The organism is Streptomyces sp. PsTaAH-137 (assembly GCF_003259365.1).
Lineage (GTDB): Bacteria > Actinomycetota > Actinomycetes > Streptomycetales > Streptomycetaceae > Streptomyces.
Window position 1 is genome coordinate 120,322 of the sequence record NZ_QLLY01000007.1, and the last position, 19,133, is coordinate 139,454.

The following is a 19,133-nucleotide window of genomic DNA, read 5'->3' on the forward strand; positions in this document are numbered from 1 at the left end:
CCGGCCGTCCGCGCCCCTCTCCCTGACCCGAGGGCCCGCGGACGGCCACCCCCAGCGCCGTACCCCCACAACCGTCCGGAGAACAACCCATGACCACCATCGCCACGTCGTCCCAGCCCGTCGTCCGCACGAGCGCCGGCCCCGTCCGCGGCGAGCGCCGCGCCCACGGAGCACGGTTCCTCGGGATCCCCTACGCCCAGCCGCCCGTCGGGCCGCTGCGCTTCGCCGCACCCGTACCGGCCGAGCCCTGGACGGACGTGCGCGACGCCACCGCGTACGGGCCCACCGCGCAGCGCCGCCAGTTGTTCGACGTCACCACCATCCCCGAACCGAGCATCCCGGGCGAGGGCATCCTCAACCTCAACGTCTTCACCCCCGACACCGCGCCGGGCGCGGGACACCCCGTGCTGGTGTGGATCCACGGCGGCGGCTTCCTCGCCGGCAGCGCGGCCAGCCCCTGGTACGACGGCGACTCGTTCAACCGCGACGGCATCGTCGTCGTCTCGATCGGTTACCGGCTCGGCATCGAGGGCTTCCTGCACCTGCCCGACGCGCCCGACAACCGGGGCGTACGCGACTGGATCGCCGCCCTCGAATGGGTCCAGCAGAACATCGCTTCCTTCGGAGGCGACCCGCGCAAGGTGACGATCGCCGGCCAGTCGGCGGGCGGCGGCGCCGTGCAGACGCTCCTCGCCACCCCCGCGGCCCGCGGTCTGTTCCGCGCAGCGATCTCGGCGTCCGGCGCCGTGATGCGGCCCCAGAGCCGGGAGGCCGCCGAGGCCGTCACCCGGCGGCTCGCCGAGCACACCGGCAGCGCCGTGACCGCGGCCGCCCTGGAGAACCTCTCCGACGCCGAACTCCTCGCGCTTCAGGACGCGTCCAGTTCCCCCGGCACGCCCCTGGCCCTTGCCCCGTTCGCCGACGGCCGACTGATTCCCGAGCCCGTCCCCGACGCGCTGACCACGGGGGACGCGGGAGCCGACATCCCTGTGATGCTCGGCTTCACCGCACACGAGTTCAACGCCGCCCCGCAGCCCGACGCCACCGCCGAGAGCCTGCGCGCCGTGCTCGCCGCCCTCGGCCTCGACGAAGCGGGCATCCGTGCTTTCCTCGAGACGTACGGCGGCGGGGAACCCGGCGTGTTGCAGAGCCAGGCCATGACCGACAGCCTCTTCCGCGCGCCCGGCCTCGCCCTCGCCGAGGCCCGTGCCCGGCGCGGTCGGCCCACCTGGCTCTACGAGTTCCGGCTGCGCTCCACCGCGCCCGGCTTCACCGGCCTGGCCCATCACTGCACGGACCTGCCGTTCGCCTTCGACCTCCTGCACGCCGAAGGCGTCACCGCCGCCCTCGGCGACCGTCCGCCCCAGCACCTCGCCGACGCCGTGCACGCCGCCTGGACGGCGTTCATCCGCGACCTCGACCCAGGCACCGACTGGCCCCCGTACACCGCGTCACTGCGCGAGACCCGCATCTGGGACACCACTCCGCACACCGACGCCGACCCCCTGCACCGCGTTCGAGCGATCTGGTGCACCTCGTAGCAGGCGCTGGAGATGCCTGGCGCGCGGCGCGGCCGATGAGTTTGCGGCTCCCCACCGGTCCACACTCGTGACACACCCGCGAAAGGACACCGTCGTGCCGGAACTCCTCGTCGACTTCATCACGTCCCTCGACGGCTACGCGTCGGGCGAGGGATGGCCCGGGTTCTGGGGCCTCGAAGGCCCTGAATACCTCGCATGGCTCGGGGAGCAGCCCGAGGCCACTTACCTGATGGGAGCGAACACCTACCGCCTGATGTCGGGCTTCGCCGCGGGCGCGGTCCCGGAGGGCCAGGACGAGTTCAGGCCCGAAGAAGAGGCGTCCGTCGACGAGCTCACCCAAGCGACCAAGCTGGTGTTCTCCTCCTCGCTGAAGGAGCCACTGACCTGGGCCAACTCCACGCTCGTCCGGGACGACGCCGTCGAAGCAGTCCGGGCCTTGAAGTCGAGTGGCTCGGGGCTCCTCAGCACGATCGGCAGCCTCAGCCTGTGCCGGTCCCTGCTCAGCGCCGGACTCGTCGACCGCTTCCGGGTCGTGATGTTCCCGGTGATCACCGGCGCCACGGGTGAGGAGCGGATCTACGACGACTACCCGGACGTCGCTCTCGAGATGATCGAGCACCGCACCTTCGACGGCCGCATCCAGCTGGTCGAGTACAAGCCCCGCGTGCTCGATCACCCGCCACTCGGCTCTCCTGCGTGACGGCGTCCCCGACCGCCGGTCTGGGCTGCCACAGGTCTGGCGCCCAGCCGGCGCGCGGAGCGAAGCTTTCGTGTGCACAGCCCCGGCACTACGGCCTGTCCGGCGGATCTCGATCAACACGTCTTGACCTCAAGCTTGGCTGAGGTCCCATGATCGAGCTATGAACGAGATGCTGAGCAGCACCGCGAAACTCAGGGACCACTCCGAAGTCGCCACCCTCATCAGCGCCTTCTTCCGCACCCTGGACGAGCAGAGGTTCGACGAGGGCTGGGCCGAGGCCTACTTCACCGATGATCTGCGCACGACGACGCCGCTCGGCGTGGCCGAGGGAGCCGATGCCGTGCGTCATTTGGAGGAGGCCATCGGCCGATTCGCCGCCACCTTGCACATCTCCTCCGACGTCCTGTTCCGGGCAGAGCCGGGCGCGCGGACAGCCCGTGCGTCCTGGAACGCCCATATGACCCACGTCCACCTCGACTCCACGCTCCGAGCACGGGGCGCGGACGCGAACCCCCTCTTCACCGTGGGCGGTACCTACGAGGCGGAGCTGCGACGTACAGAGGAGGGCTGGCGCTTCAGCCGCATGTCGGTGCGGGCCATCTGGACCACAGGTGAGCCGCCCACGCTGCCGGGCTGAGGCCCGCCCGGTGGATCAAGGACGTAGCTCGGGCGTGCTTCCTGGGCGCTCCCGGTGTGCCGCCTCGTTGAACGGATCCTCGGCGCTGCCGCCCGCGGCTGAGATCAGTGATCTCCCGCCCGTTGGAAGATCTCCGAGAATTCGTCGTTCTCGATCAGGCCGAGTCCTCACCTTCGCCGGGCAGGAACGACACCTGGCAGTGCTCCATGCGCACCCGATACCAGGGCTCGTCCCACCCGCGCTCGAACGGTTCAGACGACAGCGACGTTCTCCCGGTCGAGCCCGCCCGGGCCCTGCCCCCAGTGGTAGGAGCAGGGCCAGGGCGGGTGGAGCGTCAGCGCACGTGGACGGCGCCGGTGTGGGCGTTGAGGGTGTAGTGGTGGCCGTGGGCGCGGGCCATGGTGTGGCCGGCGTCCAGGGCGGCGATGCGCACTCCGTGCCGGGTGATCCAGGCCTGGTAGGTGCCGTTGGGCAGCTTGGTGACGTGGGCGATGTCGCCGTCCCCGAGCCGCACGTCGCGGGTCTTGCCGGTCTGCTTCGTGTGGTGCTTGCTCTGGTGCTGCGGCACGTTCTGCTCGCTGTGCCAGCCGCCGGGGTGCACCACGCCGACGAAGCCGTTCGCCTGGTTGAGCTCATACGTGTAGCCGTGTACGCGCTGGGACTTGTGCGCGGAGTCGAGCGCCGCGATCCGCACACCCTTGTGCGTGATCCAGGCCTGGTAGGTGCCGTTCGCCAGCTTGGTGACGTGTGCGGAGCTGCCGTCACTGAGCGGCAGGGTCTCGGTGTGGCCTGCCTGAGTGCTGTGCCGGGCGGCGGCCGCGGGAGCGGCGGTCGGAGGAGCGGCTTGGGCGGTGGCGGCGACGGCGGTCACGGCGCCGAGGCCGAGAACGGCGGATGCCAGAGACGTGCGGAGAATACGAGAGGTCTGCATGCGCCGGCCCCTTTCCATGAGTCGAACGAATCGAGCGGGTTGGCTGAGTCGAACGCGTCGTGTGGACCGCGTACTCATGAAGCTAGGAGCCTCACATCAAGGCATTCCATATGAAACATCACAGACGCGTGACAGCGCCGCATTGATCCAGAGATATGGATGAAAGGCCCGGTCGCGGCGGGCCCTTCGCCCCCGGCCGTGAGTCCCGCGCCCGCCTCTGATCAACCACTCGGGGCACCCACGGCTCGCCCGACCAGCACCGGGCATGAAACGGGCACACCCCAACCGGCTGACGGGCAGCGACCAGAGGCACTCCCCCTGGCGCGGTCCGTCTGATGCCCGACTGTGATCAACGAGCGCACAACCCGGTGCGGGTCACGGCTGTCTGAAAGGCGCCGGAGGATGATCCTCCGGCGCCTTTCGGTACAGAGATCGGGGATCAGGTGGGGAAGAAGGTCTGGAGAGCCGTCGTGTCCGGTGGCGCGGCGGCGCTGTTCACGGCCGTGGCCGCGGTGCCGGCCGGGGCGGCAGAGGGCGGGGTCTCGTTCACCCGTGTCCAGGTGAACGGTGGCAAGCCGATCGTGATCGGGGTGTCGAAGGAGGTCGCGGTGCCCGCTTCCTTCCGGATGGCGACCACCCACAAGTGGAAGTGGCCGGCCGTGTTCCTGTACCGCGGCAAGGCCGATGATCGGCTGTGGCACGCCATCGAGACGAGCGACTGCATCACGGTGAGCTCGGGCGTCTGCGACTTCAAGGAGACGATGTACTTCGACCCGAGCGAATGGGACATGTACAACAGCGAGGCCGGGGCCTGGAAGGTCGCGGCCGAGGTGCACTTCCAGGGCGGCGGCGGTGACACCGACGACGAGGGACTCACGGCCTACGTCAAGCGCAACTCCCGCCTGTTCGTGAACGCCTCGCCGGAACCGGTCTCCAAGGGCAAGACCATCACCGTGACCGGAAAGGTCACGCGGGCCAACTGGGAGACCAGGAAATACGTGTCCTACGCAGGCCGTCTGGTGAGCCTTCAGTTCAAGCCCACCGGTAGCGCCTCCTACACCACGGTGAAGAAGGTGTATGCGAACGGTTCGGGGAATCTCAGGACGACCGTGAAGGCTTCCAAGACGGGCACGTGGCGCTGGGCGTACTACGGCAACACCACCACCGGGCCGTCGACTTCGTCCGGGGACAACGTCGTGGTGAAGTGAGTTCCTCGCGCCGCCTCTGCCTGGCGGCGATGCGTCCCACCGGAGCGGCCGGCCACCCCGGTGGCTGGCCGACAAGGGGCGGACGATCGAACACCACGACGGCGGTGAGCGCGAGAGAGGACGTTGTCGGTCAGTGAGTGCGGCGCCGACGCAAGTAGTCGCGGAAGCTGTCCGACTGCGCCCACCCGCCGAGGACCACGAGTCCGACGGCAACGATCACAAGTAGGACTTTGATTAAGTCGCCCATGAGCTACCGGTTCCCCCGATTTGTCGGGCCACTCGGTGACGTCCGGGTGGGCGGCGGCTCCTTCTCATCGGGCACGTCCTTTCCGCACCATTACTTGGTCTAGACCTTGACAGGTCCATACCATTTCGCTTGAGTCGGGAGACACGGTCACACTCACCCCTGCAAGGAGTGGTCAATGTCCAGACAGCGCCTCCTCGCCCTCCTCACCGCCCTAGCCGTCGCGGTGGGAATCGCCCTCCTGGGGCCGATGACAACCACCGCGTCAGCCGCCACCTGTGCGGCAAGCTGGAACTCGTCCGCGGTCTACACCGGTGGCTCCACGGCGTCCTACAACGGCCACAACTGGCAGGCCAAGTGGTGGACGCAGGGCGAGACGCCGTCGGCCGGCGGCTCCGGAGTCTGGTCCGACCAGGGCTCCTGCACCGGCGGTTCAGGGGGCAGCGGCGGCGGAAGCAGCTGCGACTACCCGGCGTGGGTCGCGGGCCGCGCGTACGCAGCCGGTGACATCGTCAAGTACACCAACGGCAGCTACTACAAGGCGTCGCACGACAACCCGGGTTACGACCCGACGATCAGCACCTGGTACTGGGACCCGTACACCTGCGGCGGCGGCACGACGCCTCCCACCAACGGCTCGTTCGTCGTGAGCGAGGCCCAGTTCAACCAGATGTTCCCGAACCGGAGTTCCTTCTACACCTACAGCGGCCTGACCGCCGCGCTCAGCGCCTACCCCGGCTTCACCACCACCGGCAGCGACACCGTCAAGAAGCAGGAGGCCGCGGCCTTCCTCGCCAACGTCAGCCACGAGACCGGCGGCCTGGTCTACGTCGTCGAGCAGAACACCGCCAACTACTCCCACTACTGCGACACTTCCCGTTCCTACGGCTGCCCGGCGGGCCAGTCCGCGTACTACGGGCGCGGTCCGATCCAGCTCAGCTGGAACTTCAACTACAAGGCGGCGGGCGACGCTCTCGGCATCGACCTGCTCAACAACCCGAACCTCGTGCAGACCGATCCGGCGGTCGCCTGGAAGACCGGCCTCTGGTACTGGAACACCCAGACCGGCCCCGGCACCATGACCGGACACAACGCCATGGTCAACGGCGCCGGCTTCGGCGAGACCATCCGGTCGATCAACGGCAGCATCGAATGCAACGGCGGCAACCCCGCCCAGGTCCAGAGCCGGATCAACGCCTACCAGAGCTTCGCCTCGATCCTCGGCGTCCCCACGGGCGGCAACCTCAGCTGCTGACGATGCCCGTCCACTGACCACCCCCGGAGAAGACCCTCGGTTGCGGCCCGGCTGTCATGGCCGGGTCTTGACCGAGGGAGGGCGAGAGCTCGCATGTGGGCGCCGCACAGTCCCGGGGGCAGGCCGTACGACGCCTGCGAGAAGCATGGCACTGCCGTCCTTGAGCGCGGGCAGAAAACCACACCGTTCTCCTCTCCGCGGGCAGCCCCGCGCGACCCGCACCACGTGAACGGGGCCGAACCGCTGTGCCCGCCGTCCGTTCGGCGCAACGCGGGCGGCGTTCACTCGGGCGCAGTACTGCTACGCCGCTGAACTGCGCCAGCGCTGCACGAACCACGCGCATCGCCGCACCTCCCGGCCACCGGCCCCTCTGCGCGCGCCGCTCAGGGGCCGTTGAGTCGATACGAGGAGCGGCTCACCGAAAGCGGCACGACTGTGGTCGCGGCCGGCTCCTGATGGAGGAATGCGCTGATGCGTTCGCTGAAGATAGCCACCGGCACCGTCCTGGCAAGCACCGCCCTGCTCATCGCCGCGCCGATGGCCACGGCGTCCGACTCCCAGTGCGACCCGGCCACCGCGGCCGCCACCGAAGCCGAGTCCGCCTACAAGGCCGCAGTCGCCGACTACCAGAAGCAGATCAACGCGGGCGGACACCCGGGCCAGGCCGAGCAGGACAACGTCGACCAGCTCAAACAGAAGTCCGACTCCGCCGCCTCCGAGGCCCAGCGCATCTGCGGTGACACCGTCATGAACCCCACCCCCACCGCCCCGTCCACGCACAAGCCCACCGGCGCCATGCACACCGGCAGCGGGTCCACCAGCGGCGACTCCTCCACGTCCGCGCTGGCTGCCGGAGGCAGCATCGCCGTCGCCGCGGCCGCCGGCTACGCGCTCGTACGCCGCGCCAGGTCCTCCCGCAACCACTGACCGGCAACGCCTGATGCGCGCCGCCCACGAGGGTGGGCACGACCTCCCAGGCGGCGCGCGCCCGGCGCAGACCCTGGGCCATCGGGAGGGAGGTGAGAGCGGGTGTCTGCCTTCAACGCTGGATCAGCTCCGCCCGGCGGGCGGCGAGTGAGCAAAGTGATCAAGGGTCTGTTCCTGGTCCTGATCGCCTCGGTCGCTTTCGCCTTCACGACCACCGAACAGGGGCCACCACAACCCACGTCCGCCGCCCAGCAGAGCGGCGGCCCACACGAAGCCGCAGCCGCGCCCCTGCCGGCCGCACGCCCGCTGCGCGTCACCGTCCCCGCCATCGGCGTCGACGCCCCGCTCACCGACCTCGCCCTCCAGGACGACGGCCACCTGGCGGCCCCGCCGGAGACAGACGCGAACCTCGCCGGCTGGTGGGCTCACGGCCCCTCCCCCGGAACCCGGGGCACCGCCATCATCGCCGGACATGTCGACATCCCCGCAGGACCCGCAGTCTTCTACAACCTCGGCGCCCTCCGCTCCGGCATGCGTATCACGATCTCCCGCGCCGACGGCACCACCGCTCGCTTCACCATCGACTCCATCAACGTGTACGACGCCGCCGACTTCCCCGACGACACGGTGTACGCCGACACCGGACGCCCCGAACTGCGCCTGATCACCTGCGGCGGCGGCTTCGACCGCGCACGCCGGCAGTACAGGGGCAACGTCGTCGTCAGCGCCCACCTCACCCGGTAGAACACCGGACGCGGGCCGTCACCGGGGCGCACCGCACGCCGGATCGGGCCCGTGCCGAACTCCGCCTCCGTGCCGGTCAGCCCACCGTCCATTTCTGGTTGGCGCCGCCCGAGCAGGTCCAGATCTGCAGCCGGGTGCCGTTGGCCGAGTTGTTGCCCGTCACGTCGAGGCACTTGTTGGCCTGCGGATTGACGATGTCCTTCGCCGAACTGACCACCCACTTCTGCGCGGCGGTGCCGTTGCAGTCGTAGAGCTGGACCGGCGTGCCGTCGGCGGTGCCGCCGCTGTTCACGTCGAGGCACTTGCCGAGGGCGCGGATGGTGCCGTCGGAGCCCACGGTCCACTGCTGCGCGGCCGTGCCGTTGCAGTCGTAGAGCTGGACCGGGGTGCCGTTGGCGGAGTTGGCTGCGGCGACGTCCACGCACTTGCCGGCGAGGCCCCGGATCGCGCCGCCGGTGGGAGCGGGAGTGTCGCTCGTCGTCACCGACACCGAATCGACGACCAGTTGAGCGGGGAAGGTCGTGGAGCTGTTGGGATCACCCGGCCAGTAGCCGCCGACGGCCAGGTTGAGGATCAGGAAGAACGGCTTGTTGAACGCCCAGGTCTTGCCACTCACGTCGGCAGGTGTGCGCGTCTGGTAGACCACTCCGTCGACCGACCACTTGATCGAGTTCGGTGCCCAGTCGACGGCGAAGGTGTGGAAGGCGTCGGCGAAGGCCTGACCGCCCGGCAGCGAGTAGCCGGCTCCTACGCCGGCCGAGCCGGAGTAGCCGGGCCCGTGGATGGTGCCGTGGACGATGGAGGGTTCGAAGCCGACGTTCTCCATCACGTCGATCTCACCCGAGTTGGGCCAGCCGACCGAGCCGATGTCGGTGCCGAGCATCCAGAAGGCGGGCCACATGCCCTGTCCGCGCGGAATCTTCATGCGGGCCTCGACGTGCCCGTACTGGGCGCTGAACTTTCCCGACGTGTTCAGTCGGGCCGAGGTGTACTGGCATGTGCCGTACCAGCACTGGTAGTTGGCGGGATTCTCCTTCTTCGCCGTGATCACCAGATGGCCCTGACCGTCCAGGGCCGCGTTGTTCGTGCCGGACGTGTAGTACTGGCGCTCGTGGTTGTTGACGTTGTCTCCGGTCTCCAGCGTCCACTTCGACGAGTTGACCGCACTGCCGGCGGCGCCGTCGAAGGTGTCGGAGAACGTCACAGCAGCGGCATCCGAAGGCCCCGCGTGGGCGAGGCCGGTTGCTGCGGAAGTGACCAGAAGGGTGGATAAGGCGCCGAGCAGGCATCTGCGAAGCAAGTGGTGGGGTCTCACGTCTCGGTCCTTCCTGGGCGGTCGGGCACTCATGGGCCACGGCCGAGGTGGAGGTGAAGGCGTTTCATTTGTTGATTTAAGAAGTGAAGTAAGTGAGCGTCAAGATGCTGGTACGGACCAAATGGCGTCCCCTCGACGCTTCCTGACTACTCGTCATGCACTACGGGGATTGAGCAGCGGCGGAATCAATGGCCCTGGCACGACGGCGTTTTCGACCCGTGAGACGGTTACCGTCATGACACCAGTCGCGCCGGGCAGTGAAGTCGTCCTTGAGACCAGCCGTTTGCTGCTCAGGCCGTGGCGGGTGGAGGAAGCTGCCGTTCAGCGTGAACTGTGGACCGAACGCGATCCGCACCGACACGGTGGGGACGACCGGCCTGCTGGCGGTGGAACGGAAGGAATCCCGTGACGTCATCGGCTACTGCGGGCTGATCGACACCGGCCGAGGGGCGACGGGTGAGCCGGAGATCGCATTCGAACTGCTGAAGCGAAGCCAGCGTCGGGGGTACGCGACCGAGGCCTCGCTGGCGGTTCTGGAATGGGCGCGATCGTCTGGGTACGAGCGGCTGTGGGCCACCGTCTGGGACTGGAACACCGCTTCTCGCCGGGTGCTCGCCAAGATCGGATTCACCGAGACCGACAGGAAGGAGGTGGACCCGGTGCGCGGGACCACCCTTTTCGTCACGCTACGGCTCTGACCACGCCCAGCTCTCAGGATTCCTGGCCGGTCGAGGCGAGGACGATCTCACGGATGGTGACGTTCGGCGGCTGCTGATAGGCGTACGCGATCGCCTCCGCCACGACCTGCGGATCGAGGGCGCCACCGGCGGACTGTTTCCATTCCGCGTAGTCGTTCTTGATCTGCTCGTCGCTGGTGTGCGAAAGCAGCTCGGTCTCCACCGCTCCCGGAGCGATGGTGACCACGCGGACTCCGGACGGGGCGACCTCTTCGCGCAGGTTCTCCGACATCGCGTGCACGGCGAACTTGGTGCCGACGTACGCGGTGTGGTTGGGAAACGTCTTACGGCCGGCGATCGAACTGATGTTGATCACCGTGCCGGCCCTGCGGTCGATCATGCCCGGCAGAACGGCGCGCGTCACGTGAAGGAGCGCCTTGACGTTGAGGTCGATCATGCGATCCCACTCGTCTTCGGGCTGGTCCACGATCCTGCCGAGCAGCATGGCCCCCGCATTGTTGATCAGAGCGTCCACCGGGCCGTACCGCTCTTCGGCCTCGCGGACCGCGGCCGCGACGGCGGCGCGATCGGTGACGTCGACCTTGCGGCACAGCGCGTCGGGCAGGTTCAGCCCCTCGAGCTTGTCCAGCCGTCGGGCGAGGAGCAGCAGCGGGTGCCCCTGCCCGGAGAGCAGGCGTGCGGTGGCGGCGCCGATACCGGAACTGGCACCCGTGATGACGATCAGCGGCTTGGCCATGGTGGGAGCCTTTCGGTGGAGGACTCGCGGGTTTTCCGAGAGCCCGGACGTCATGCCGTCGACGCGGGAGTTTTCTGTCCGCACTCCAGGTAAACACCGGTGGCGGCACTCCGCGTGCGGACACCGGAGGCATTGATCCACGCGGGTTTCCGAATCCTTGGCGTATCGCGTCGGTACACCAGCTCTCGGCAGGCGGCCGTTCGGCATTTCTGCGCACAGCGTTGACGCGTCCCCGCCACATGGCTACGTTCCCCTCGAACCTGACCCTCCCCGCACCTCCGCACCCCCCACCATCGCCGGAGAGCCCGCCGCAACGCTTTGACAACGTTGTCAGCTCTCCTGCGTCACCCCTTGCGCCGGCCGGTGGGCCCAGCACCGCGTCCCACGGTCCGCGCACACGAGGAGGCACGAAGGACATGAGACGTCCCTTACGGTCATCCGCCGCGCTCGGCATCGGTCTCGTGGCGGCCGGCGCGCTCGCGGTGGCCCAACTGGCCGGCCCCGCGGTCGCGGCACCCCGTCCCGCGGCCCTGGTCACCGCCCCGGCCACCCTGGTCAATCCCTTCATCGGCACCTCGAACCAGGCCAACGACTTCCCGGGCGCCGACGCACCGTTCGGCATGGTGCAGTGGAGCCCCGACACCCCCTCGCGGCCTCCCGGCGGCGGCTACGAGTACAACGACAAGTCGATCACCGGCTTCAGCCTGACCCACATCGCCGGGCCCGGCTGCGGCGCGGCGGGCGACGTGCCGGTGCTGCCCACCGTCGGCGCCGTCGACACCAAGGCGAGCGTCGCCTTCAGCCACGCCAACGAGTCGGCGTCGGCGGGCACGTACAAGGTGGCCCTGGACAACAAGGTCACCACCGAGCTGACGGCGACCAAGCGCAGCGGCATGGCGCGCTTCTCGTTCCCCTCGACCACCCAGGCCAATCTGGTCTTCAAGCTCACCGGCAGCCAGAACGGCGCGAGCAACACGCAGTTCACCAAGGTCTCCGACACCGAGGTCAGCGGGCAGGTGACCAGCGGCCGCTTCTGCGGCGCCGGCAACACCTACACCGTCTACTTCGACATGGTCTTCGACCAGCCCTTCTCCACCAGCGGCACCCCGGCCGCCGCGCCGACACTGCGCGGTAAGACCGACAAGGGCGCGGGCAAGAACGCGGCGGAGAAGCCGAACCACCCCGTCCTGCACGGCGCCACCGCGAAGAGCGGCACCTCAGTCGCACCGCAGGCCGCTGCGAACAACGGCTACGTCACCTTCGACGCCACCAAGCACCCCGTGGTGCAGGCGAAGGTCGGCGTCTCCTACGTCTCCGTCGCCGGAGCCAAGGCCAACCGCACGGCGGAGAACTCCGGTTGGGACTTCGACGCGACCCGCAACGCGGCCCAGAGCGCGTGGAACACCGAGCTGGGACGGGTGCAGATCGGCGGCGGCACGGCAGCCCAGCAGCAGCAGTTCTACACCGCGCTCTACCACTCGCTGCTGCACCCGAACGTGATCAGTGACACCGACGGGCAGTACCCGGGCTTCGACGGCAAGGCCCACACCGTGGACTCCGGCCACCAGGCCGCGTACGGCAACTACTCCGGCTGGGACATCTACCGCTCCCAGGCTCAGCTGGAGGCCCTGGTGGATCCGCAGGCCGCATCCGACACCGCCCAGTCCATGCTCGACGACTACCGGCAGACCGGCATCTTCCCGAAGTGGTCGGAGAACAACGGCGAGTCCTACGTCATGGTCGGCGACCCCGCGGCCGCGATCATCGCCGACTACCACGCCTTCGGCGCCCGGCAGTTCGACACCGCCGAGACGCTGCGCGCACTGGTCGCCCAGGCGTCCAAGGCGAACAACGACCGCCCGGGCCTGAACTACCTCGACTCCCCCGGCTTCATGCCGCACAACGGCAGCTACGGCTGCTGCAACTTCTACGGGCCGGTCGCCACGACGCTGGAGTACAACACCGCGGACTTCGCCCTCTCCGCCTTCGCCGGCGCGCTCGGTGACAGCGCGAACCAGTCGAAGTACGCGACTCGCGCCCAGAAATGGCGCAATGTCCTCAACCCGGCCTCCGGTTTCGTCGAGCCGCGCAACGCGAACGGCTCCTGGACCGGTGGCTTCGACCCGACCAGCGGCACGGACATGGTCGAGGCGGACTCCTGGATCTACACCGGCATGGTGCCCTTCAACGTGCGCGACCTGGCCCGCGCCAAGGGCGGCAACACCGCGATGAACCACTATCTGGACACCGTCCTGCGCAGCTTCACCGGCGCCAACGGCTACGCCTGGGTCGGCAACGAGCCCAGCATCGAACTGCCCTGGGAGTACGACTACACCGGTCAGCCCTGGAAGACGCAGGGCACCGTCCGCGCCGTCCAGCAGCAGATCTGGTCCGCCACCCCCGGCGGTCTGGCCGACGGCAACGACGACTTGGGCGCCATGAGCGCCTGGTACGTCTTCTCCGCGCTCGGCATGTACCCACAGACACCGGGCACCGCCGACCTGGCCCTGGGCTCGCCGCTCTTCCCGCAGGCCGTGATCACCCTGCCCTCCGGCAAGAAGCTGACCGTCAACGGCAACGGCGCCGCCGACAACGCCCCCTACGTCCAGTCCGCAGCCTGGAACGGTTCGGCGTGGAACAACGCCTACGCGCCCACCTCCGCGCTGACCACGGGCGGGACCCTGGACTTCACTCTCGGGACAAGCGCCAACACCGGCTGGGCCTCGGCAAGTTCAGCCGCACCGCCGTCCTACGGGGGCGGCACGACATCACCGACGATCCCCCGAGTGGGGCCGGTCGTTTCCGGTGTCACCGCCTCCGGCGGCGGCAGACTGTGCGTCGACGTCGCCAACTCCGGCACGGCCGACGGCACCGCCACCCAGATGTGGGCCTGCAACGCCACATACGCCCAGGACTGGACGGTCGCCTCGGACGGCTCCCTGCGTTCGCTCGGCAAGTGCCTGGACGTGGACAACGGCGGCACCACCAACGGCACCAAGGTCCGGTTGTGGACCTGCAACGGCACAGGTAGCCAGCAGTGGCGCGCCGGGACGAACAACTCCCTGGTCAACCCGCAATCCACCCTCTGCCTGGACGACCCCGGCAGCTCCACCGCGGGCGGTACCCAGCTCCAGCTCTACGCCTGCAACGGATCCGGTGCCCAGAACTGGACGCTCCCGACCACCGCCCAGTCCCTGAACCGCAAGGCGGCAGCCGATCCCTCCGACGCACCGCCCTGGAAGCCGGGCCACAGCCCGACCTCCGCGCCGAGGGACGCGACACGGCGGTGAGCGCCACGTCCTGACTCCGAGACTCGTCCGGCCGCCCCCTCCCCGGGACGGCCGGGCGAGTCGTCATCGGCAGCGGGGGGCGCAAGAACGTGAGCCGGAGACGACCGAGAACCTCAGTGGGCCGGGCCCCACACCGCGCTCGGCGACGGCAAGGCGGACCTGGTGGCCTCGGCGACCGGCGCCAACGACAACAACGGCGTGGTCTGGCTGATCCCCGACGTGCTGCGGGCGGACGCCGGGGACATCCGTGCGGTGACGCTGGACAGCCCCGGCGTCCCGGGCAGCACCACGCCGTCGCCCGGCCGCGGCCCCACCCGGCACCGCATCACCGTCCTGGGCCCGCTGCTCGACACCGACGGCGACGGCCACCTCGACGTGGTGATCGGCTCCCCCGGCTACCTGGATCCGAAGAAGCGGGACCTCGACGCGTTCTGGGTCCTGCGCGGCACCGACCGGGGGATGACGTACCAGCGGCACTTCACCGCGGCGGACCTCCGCTGAGCTGGTTCGCAGATCGTCCGGCAGCACCTCGTACGGCCACGGGTGGACGCCGGCCTCGTTCCGGCCCCTTTGTGACACCGCACAACAAGGTTTCGGCCTGGCTGTGCGGGCGCCGCCAGAACGCCCCTCCTCCTGTACGCCCGCCCGGGCGGCTGATGCCATGCCCGGCATGTCCTCACCCGCATCCCGCTCGACGCGCGCTCCGGCCCCTCCCCTCACCCGCATCACCCTCGCCCACCGTCGGAGAACGGTCGCACGGGAGCGTCGGCCGTGACCGGCGGCGACGGGCAGTCGTTCGCCGTCGTGGTCTTCCTCGGCTTCGTCGCCGTGTCACTGCTGCTGTGCGGGCTCGCGGCGGCCGACCTGGACGACCCCGAGCACTTCTACGCGGGAGGCGGCGCCGCCTTCGGGCCGGTCGGTGGCGGGCTGGCCATCGCCGGTGACTACATCTCCGCGGCCACCCTGCTCAGCACCACGGGGGCGGTCGCCCTGGACGGCGCCGACGGCATGCTGTTCGCCGGTGCCACGGTCCTGTCGCTGTTCCTGGTCATGCGGATCCTGGGCGAACCGCTGCGCCGCGCCGGCGTGTTCACCCTGGGCGACTTCCTCGCCGACCGGCTCGACGACCCGTCCGTCCGCCGGGCGCTGGGTGTCGCGAGCCTCTTCGTCCTCACCCCGCTGCTCCTGGTGCAACTCACCACCGCCGGGCGCATCTTGGCCGCCATGTTCGGCCTCCCCGACGGCGCGCTGACCGCGTGCACGATCGCGGGCGGCGCGCTCATGATCGCCTACGCCGCGATCGGCGGCATGCGCGGCGTGGGCTACGTACAGATCCTCAAGGTCGGCGTGGTACTCATCGCCCTCGCGCTCCTCGCGGGGATCGTTCTGGCCCGGTACGGCTGGTCGCCCCTGGCTCTCTTCGACGCGGCCCGCGACCGCTCAGGAGCCGGCACCGCCTACGGACGACCGGGCCTGCACTTCGGCCCGTCCCTCGCGGGCCGCCTCGACCTGATCAGTTTTCAGGCCACTCTCCTGATCGGCGCCGCCTGCCTGCCGCACCTCACCATGCGGCTGCACCCGCTCAAGGACGCCCTCACCGCGCGGCGCGCCGTGGGCTGGGCCGTCGGCCCCGTCGCCGTCGTCTGTACCGGAGTGGTCGTGGCAGGGCTCGGAGCCTGCGCCCTCATCGGCCGTGACGCGATCCGAGCGGCCGATCCCGGAGGGGCGACGGCCCTTCTCATGGTGACGGGCGCTCTCGACCCCGTCGCCGGGGGCGCGCGGCACAGCATGCTCTTCGCCGTCGTCGCGTGCGCCGTCTTCGCGACGACCCTCGCGGCCGTCGCGGGCATCACGCTCGCCGCCGCCTCCAGTCTCACGCGCGACCTGGGCCGCCGGTCCGCCCACGGCGCCAAGAACTCGTCGGCCGCCGGCGAGATCCGGCGGGCGCGTCTGGGCATCGTGGCTGTGGGAGTCGTCGCCGTCGTCCTGTCGGCGGCCCTCGCCGACCGTGGCAGGCTGACGCTGATCTCGCTGTCGTTCACCGTCGCGGCCTCGGTCCTCGCCCCGGTCCTGTTGTACGCGCTGTTCCTGCCGAGGTGGTCCGCCACCGGTGTGCGCTGGACCGTCTACGGGACCATTCCCCTCATCGTGCTGCTGCTGACCGGTTCCCCGGCCGTCACGGGCTCGCCCCTCGCGGTCTTCCCCGACCACGACCTCCACTGGTTCCCGCTCCAAACCCCTGGGCTGATCACCATCCCCGTCGGCTTTCTGCTCGGCCTCGTGGGCCGCCCGCGTTCCCGTGCCACGTCGCCGCAGCAGGTGTGGCAGGAGCGGGTGACGGTGGGCCGGGGCAGGAGCGAGTGGCCGTAGCTCCGCTGTTGTGGAGGGTGGTTGGTCCGGGCCCGCGTTCCGGGAGTGCCGGAACGCGGGTCCGTGCGGACGGTCGGCGGGTCAGCCGCCGATGGCCGATTTCTGCGCATCGGTGATGATCGCCGTCGCGTCCTCGGGAAGCAGGAACCCGGCCGAGGCGGACGTCTGCGCGGCAGCGCGCACCTTGTCCACGTAGTCGGCGTGCGTCGGGTAGAGCTCGCTGAGCACCGGCTCCGCGGTGGCCGGGAACGACGGGTCGGACGGGTCGCCGTCGTCGTGCTCGTCCCAGGCGTCGGTGTCGCCGTTCCACGGGTCGCGCGCGCCGTACAGGCCGCAGAAGACACCGCTGCCCGTGGTGTCGCGGGAACCGGTGAGCGTACGGGTGGGCACCGTAACGTCGGGCAGGCGGACACCGCCGGAGGCCAGCCCAGTGGCCGGGTCGCGCAGGACGGTACTCAGGGGCTGCGCGCTCGGCGGGCGCGCACCGCCCCGGGCCCAGGCGGCCAGATGACGCAGCGCCGCGTTCATCGCCCAGTGTCCCGGCCCGTCGTTGAAGGGGGCCGAACCGGCGGCGCAGTCCGGCGACGGCGCGGCCGACCCCGCCGACTTCCGCACGGTCGCTTCGCCGAGGTCGTAGGCCCACTGATCGCCGTGCGCGGTGCCGGCGAGCTCCCAGTGAACGACACTGTCCGTGTCCGGTTGCCGTGCGAGCGCGGCGCCGGGCACATCCGTCTCAGTGAGGACGACGAAGGTCGGCACCGGCAGGTCGGTCCTGATCCGCGACGGGTTCGGCATCAGGAGGGTGTCGGCGAGCACGCCGCTGATCGGAGCGGCGACCGCGCTGTTGCTGTGCACCATGAAGCCGTCGTAGACCTCGGACACCGGCTGAACGGCGTTGGCGTACGTCGTCATGAAACCCGCCGACTGCGACTCACCGTCGGCGAGCAGCGTCCGGACCGGGAGGCCGCCGAGCGGGTCGGCGCCGTCCGGAGTACGCAGCGCCTGGCCCGCCTGCGAGAAGATGTCGTAGGCGAAGGCGTCACCGGGGTGGACCAGGCTGCCGTACCGGGCCGGGTCCCAGCCCTTGAGGCCCTTGATCTCGCCGAGTCCGCCGTTGATCCCGACGGCCTGTGCCGAGACACCGACCCAGGCGTAGCCCTCGCGCAGCAGTTCGTCCCGCTCGAACCAGTAGTCCGGGGAGAGGTCGAGCTGGCCGCTGACGTTGAGCCACTCCACGACGACCGTGCCGTTGAACTTCGCCGGGTCCGCGGGGCGGCGCACCAGCAGGCGGCTCTTGTACGCGGCGGTCCCGGACGGGCGGACGTTCCAGCGCCCGGAAGAGGTCCACACTCCGGATTTGGCGTACGAGGTGGCGGTGCCCGAGAGGAAGTACTCCCTTTCGGTGTAGCCATAGGAGCCGAGGTCTTCCGCCGCGGCGAGGAACGGGAAGCCGTGACTGCCCGCGGGCGGCACGGTGACTGTGGGATGCGCGGCCGCGGCGGGTGAGGCCGCGGCCGAGGGGGCGGAAAGGATACCGAGGAGAGCGCCTAAGAGCAGCGCCCACAGCGCGGTGACGGTGACGGACCGTCGGCGTAGCCGGGCGAGTATGCGCACGAGTTGCCTCCGTGAATGCGAGTCCCAGTGGGCTGAGACCGGAGTCTCGACGGACGCTGTCGGCCTGCCATCGGTGAATCCACCGGTGTACCGGGAGCGGTGCTACGTGACCGGTGAGAGGTGAGTGGCGACCGGCCGCAGGCAGAGCGGTGACGACGGACGAACGTACGCACTGTGGCTTACCGCTCTCGACGGGCAGTCCGATGAGTTCTCGGAGCCGGGCGGGTCTTCCCTGGCAGATGCTGTGATCGGCCGATGGAGGACGCCGTGGGAGATGTCCGGTCGTTGGATGTCTGGTCGATGGTTCACGAGGAGCGTGCGGCGCTTCTCGATGACCTTGAGCGCTTGGACGATGATCAGTGGGGGGCGCCGTCGCTGTGTGCACAGTGGACCGTGCACGACGTGGTCGCCCACATGGTCGACACGGCGCGGACCACGCGCGTCGGCTTCCTGGCAGGACTGGCCCGGGCTCGCTTCGACTTCGACCGCCAGAACAGCCGCGGCGTCGCGCGCGAACGCGGCGCTTCACCGCAGGAGACGCTGGAGCGGCTTCGGCAGGTGGCGTCGCGCAGGTCGACCCCGCCCGCGCCGCTCGACAGCAGGCTTGTCGAGGAGATCGTGCACGGCGAGGACATCCGCCGCCCCTTGGGGATCTCCCGCTCCTACCCGCAGGAGGCTGTCGTCAGATCGCTGCGCCTACAGGCTCGCACCTCCGCCTTCTTCGGCGGAGCCAAGGACCTTGTGGCTCACACCCGGCTGACAGCTACGGACGCCGACGTGTCGATCGGCGAAGGCCCACAACAGGTGAGCGGACCCGCGCTTTCCCTGCTCCTGGCCGTCTCCCGACGGCGCGTGGCGCTGGACGACCTCGGCGGACCGGGAGTCGCCGGGCTGGCGGCAGCCCTCTGACGATCCGCCGTCCG

16 protein-coding genes are annotated in these 19,133 nt (G+C 69.8%); 12 read left to right on the forward strand and 4 right to left on the reverse strand.

Features of this window, described 5'->3' with window-relative positions:
* Nucleotides 1-89: 89 nt before the first annotated feature.
* From K377_RS17520 to K377_RS17530, 3 genes are all read left to right on the forward strand, one after another.
* Nucleotides 90-1,541 carry a carboxylesterase/lipase family protein gene (locus tag K377_RS17520; RefSeq protein WP_111664319.1) on the forward strand — a complete coding sequence of 484 codons (1,452 nt, stop codon included), beginning with the start codon at nt 90-92 and terminating at the stop codon, nt 1,539-1,541.
* Between the two features lie 94 nt (nt 1,542-1,635).
* Nucleotides 1,636-2,241 carry a dihydrofolate reductase family protein gene (locus tag K377_RS17525; protein ID WP_111664320.1) on the forward strand — a complete coding sequence of 202 codons (606 nt, stop codon included), beginning with the start codon at nt 1,636-1,638 and terminating at the stop codon, nt 2,239-2,241.
* 160 nt (nt 2,242-2,401) lie between these two features.
* A complete protein-coding gene (locus tag K377_RS17530) occupies nt 2,402-2,878 on the forward strand; it encodes a nuclear transport factor 2 family protein (RefSeq protein ID WP_111664321.1) in 477 nt (158 codons plus the stop codon).
* Between the two features lie 334 nt (nt 2,879-3,212).
* On the opposite strand, the gene K377_RS17535 is transcribed toward K377_RS17530, so the two are convergent.
* Nucleotides 3,213-3,809, reverse strand: a complete 597-nt coding sequence (locus K377_RS17535) for a hypothetical protein (protein ID WP_111664322.1) — start codon at nt 3,807-3,809, stop codon at nt 3,213-3,215.
* Nucleotides 3,810-4,252: 443 nt separating this feature from the next.
* Between K377_RS17535 and K377_RS17545 the strand changes: the two genes are divergently transcribed.
* The 4 genes from K377_RS17545 to K377_RS17560 all read left to right on the forward strand — a co-directional run bounded on the left by K377_RS17545 (nt 4,253) and on the right by K377_RS17560 (nt 8,187).
* The gene (locus K377_RS17545; protein WP_181512595.1) at nt 4,253-5,017 is read left to right on the forward strand and encodes a hypothetical protein; all 765 of its coding nucleotides are present in this window, start codon (nt 4,253-4,255) and stop codon (nt 5,015-5,017) included.
* 422 nt (nt 5,018-5,439) lie between these two features.
* Entirely contained in the window at nt 5,440-6,516 is a 1,077-nt protein-coding gene (locus tag K377_RS17550; RefSeq protein ID WP_111664325.1) for a glycoside hydrolase family 19 protein, read from the forward strand.
* A 471-nt stretch (nt 6,517-6,987) separates the two neighbouring features.
* Nucleotides 6,988-7,443, forward strand: a complete 456-nt coding sequence (locus K377_RS17555) for a hypothetical protein (RefSeq protein ID WP_111664326.1) — start codon at nt 6,988-6,990, stop codon at nt 7,441-7,443.
* 147 nt (nt 7,444-7,590) lie between these two features.
* Nucleotides 7,591-8,187, forward strand: a complete 597-nt coding sequence (locus tag K377_RS17560) for a class F sortase (protein WP_258395070.1) — start codon at nt 7,591-7,593, stop codon at nt 8,185-8,187.
* Nucleotides 8,188-8,263: 76 nt separating this feature from the next.
* On the opposite strand, the gene K377_RS17565 is transcribed toward K377_RS17560, so the two are convergent.
* Nucleotides 8,264-9,535 (reverse strand): glycoside hydrolase family 16 protein, encoded by a 1,272-nt coding sequence (locus tag K377_RS17565; protein WP_111664328.1) that lies wholly within the window; start codon nt 9,533-9,535, stop codon nt 8,264-8,266.
* A gap of 329 nt (nt 9,536-9,864) precedes the next feature.
* On the opposite strand from K377_RS17565, the gene K377_RS17570 reads away from it, so the two are divergent.
* A complete protein-coding gene (locus K377_RS17570) occupies nt 9,865-10,200 on the forward strand; it encodes a GNAT family N-acetyltransferase (protein WP_258395071.1) in 336 nt (111 codons plus the stop codon).
* A 13-nt stretch (nt 10,201-10,213) separates the two neighbouring features.
* Here K377_RS17570 and K377_RS17575 read toward each other — a convergent pair whose 3' ends face one another.
* The gene (locus K377_RS17575; RefSeq protein ID WP_111664329.1) at nt 10,214-10,936 is read right to left on the reverse strand and encodes an SDR family oxidoreductase; all 723 of its coding nucleotides are present in this window, start codon (nt 10,934-10,936) and stop codon (nt 10,214-10,216) included.
* 416 nt (nt 10,937-11,352) lie between these two features.
* Here K377_RS17575 and K377_RS17580 point away from each other — a divergent pair, with 416 nt between their 5' ends.
* The 3 genes from K377_RS17580 (at nt 11,353) to K377_RS17590 (ending at nt 16,596) form a co-directional block, all read left to right on the forward strand.
* Entirely contained in the window at nt 11,353-14,226 is a 2,874-nt protein-coding gene (locus tag K377_RS17580) for a lectin (protein ID WP_111664330.1), read from the forward strand.
* 162 nt (nt 14,227-14,388) lie between these two features.
* Nucleotides 14,389-14,727, forward strand: a complete 339-nt coding sequence (locus K377_RS17585; RefSeq protein ID WP_111664331.1) for a hypothetical protein — start codon at nt 14,389-14,391, stop codon at nt 14,725-14,727.
* Between the two features lie 270 nt (nt 14,728-14,997).
* Nucleotides 14,998-16,596, forward strand: coding sequence for a cation acetate symporter (locus tag K377_RS17590; RefSeq protein ID WP_111664332.1), 1,599 nt, complete (start codon nt 14,998-15,000; stop codon nt 16,594-16,596).
* Between the two features lie 81 nt (nt 16,597-16,677).
* Here K377_RS17590 and K377_RS17595 read toward each other — a convergent pair whose 3' ends face one another.
* Nucleotides 16,678-18,210 (reverse strand): alpha/beta hydrolase domain-containing protein, encoded by a 1,533-nt coding sequence (locus tag K377_RS17595; RefSeq protein ID WP_111664333.1) that lies wholly within the window; start codon nt 18,208-18,210, stop codon nt 16,678-16,680.
* A gap of 255 nt (nt 18,211-18,465) precedes the next feature.
* Here K377_RS17595 and K377_RS17600 point away from each other — a divergent pair, with 255 nt between their 5' ends.
* Complete coding sequence (locus tag K377_RS17600) at nt 18,466-19,119, forward strand: maleylpyruvate isomerase family mycothiol-dependent enzyme (RefSeq protein ID WP_111664334.1); 654 nt, start codon at nt 18,466-18,468, stop codon at nt 19,117-19,119.
* Nucleotides 19,120-19,133 lie beyond the last annotated feature (14 nt).